Raw genomic sequence first — 1,736 nt, 5'->3', positions numbered from 1 at the left:
TATAAATTCGTACTTAATTGATTGCGAATTTTCATCTTCTTTCTATAAGAAGCAACTCAAAAAGTACTTTAGTACAAAAAGAGGTATTCTAAATCATATAGAACACCTCTTTTTTTATTTATACTAGTCAGATAAGAGAGAGGATTCTAAAAAAACAATTTTTAACAAATTAATTATTTTTATTATGGCATTTAAAGCAATTTTAGAATTCGAAGGAAACGAGTACCAAGTATTATTCTCAAAAGTAGAGATGATAAGACATACAGATGGTAAAGGAGCTGTTTCATCTGAAATTAAAGGAGGTAGATTAAATTTAAAAGTTAAATCTACAGATAATACTACTGTTATTGAGCAGGCAGTAAACAGTCAGCACAAACCGGTAAGCGGAAAAGTAAAGTTTTTTAAAGCAGATTCAGAGCAAGTAATGAAAGAACTTACTTTTGAGAATGCTTTTATTGTATTCTTCAGTGAACAATTAGATGCTTTGGCTGAAAATCCAATGACAACTGAGATTACTTTCTCGGCTGAGAAAATTACATTAGGTAATGCAACATTAGATAATAATTGGGCAAGAGTTTAATTATTATTAATAAGCAAGAAGCGATAATACATCGCTTCTTGTTTCTTTTATTATACAATTTCTTCAAAAAATATTGAATAAGTATCATTTCTACTTTTAGAACAAGATATTTTTAGCTTAAAAATGAATTCTCCATAAGCACTTTAGAACTAAGCACTTTAGACTATAATCTATTTAAGTTAAAATTTTAAAAAAACAATAAACTTATAACTAAGCATATTATGGTCATTCCTAAAATAATTTTCGGTATAAATAGAAAACAAATCTCACATTTTACTAGTATTGAGGTATATCAAACTATTAATAATCACCACCACTTTAAAATTAGTGTTCCTCATTCTGTTGTCGAAAAACCAAGAGCCTACACTATAGAAAGTGCTCAAAAATGGTTGGGCGGTGTTTTGCATATTGCTTTTGAAAACCACAATAATTTTTTAGGAATAGTAACCAATGTTCAATTTGCTCAAGAATTAGGGCATGTTGGGAGTCAGATTATTATTTCGGGTTACTCTAAAACTATACTTCTAGAATCGGGACCAAAACTTAATTCTTGGGAAGATACCCATTTGCATGATATTATTGAGGAAGTGATAAAAACAGCCGCAGGTGAACAATTGCAAAAGAATATCAAACCCGAATTGCAAACTAGAATTAACTACCAAACGCAATATCTAGAAACTGATTTTCAATATATTCAACGTTTAGCCAAACAATACAACGAATGGTTGTATTATGATGGAGAAAAACTTTTTTTTGGCAAACCAAATGTCAGTATGGAATATACAAAATTGATTTACAACAAAGATCTTTCTAACCTTAATATTTCTGTACAGGCAATTCCTAATCAGTTCGGAGCATTTACATATAACGAAGATGTAGGCAAACTGTATCAAGCTAAGACCAGAGACCAAATAGATGGATTTCCAAAGTTGGGTACCGATGCTATAGCAGCTTCCCAAAAGCTATATGCTACATCATCATTAGAGTATGGCCGAATAAGCACTGGTGATGATATGTATTTGCAAACCATACTGCAAAGCCGACAGCAAAGTGCGGCAGCAGAATCTAATTTTATAACCGCCACAAGTCGAAACAGAAGCTTACGAATAGGCATGAGTATAAGTATAGATGCTATGCAGGTAAAAGACAGATTATC

Annotated in this window: 2 protein-coding genes; both read left to right on the top strand. The window is 31.2% G+C overall.

Features of this window, described 5'->3' with window-relative positions:
• Positions 1-184 precede the first annotated feature (184 nt).
• Complete coding sequence (gene tssD, locus IUY40_RS19100; protein ID WP_195738448.1) at positions 185-580, top strand: type VI secretion system tube protein TssD; 396 nt, start codon at positions 185-187, stop codon at positions 578-580.
• Positions 581-801: 221 nt separating this feature from the next.
• A partial coding sequence (locus IUY40_RS19095) for a contractile injection system protein, VgrG/Pvc8 family (RefSeq protein WP_255520473.1) occupies positions 802-1,736 on the top strand: 935 nt, incomplete at its 3' end.

The sequence above is a fragment of the Flavobacterium sp. ALJ2 genome, assembly GCF_015594725.1.
In the GTDB taxonomy this organism is placed as follows: domain Bacteria; phylum Bacteroidota; class Bacteroidia; order Flavobacteriales; family Flavobacteriaceae; genus Flavobacterium.
This window is presented reverse-complemented; position numbering and strand designations above follow the sequence as displayed.

Bases quoted from the DNA above. Each gene is read 5' to 3' on its own strand.
- tssD (WP_195738448.1), top strand. From the start codon at position 185: ATGGCATTTAAAGCAATTTTAGAATTCGAAGGAAACGAGTACCAAGTA.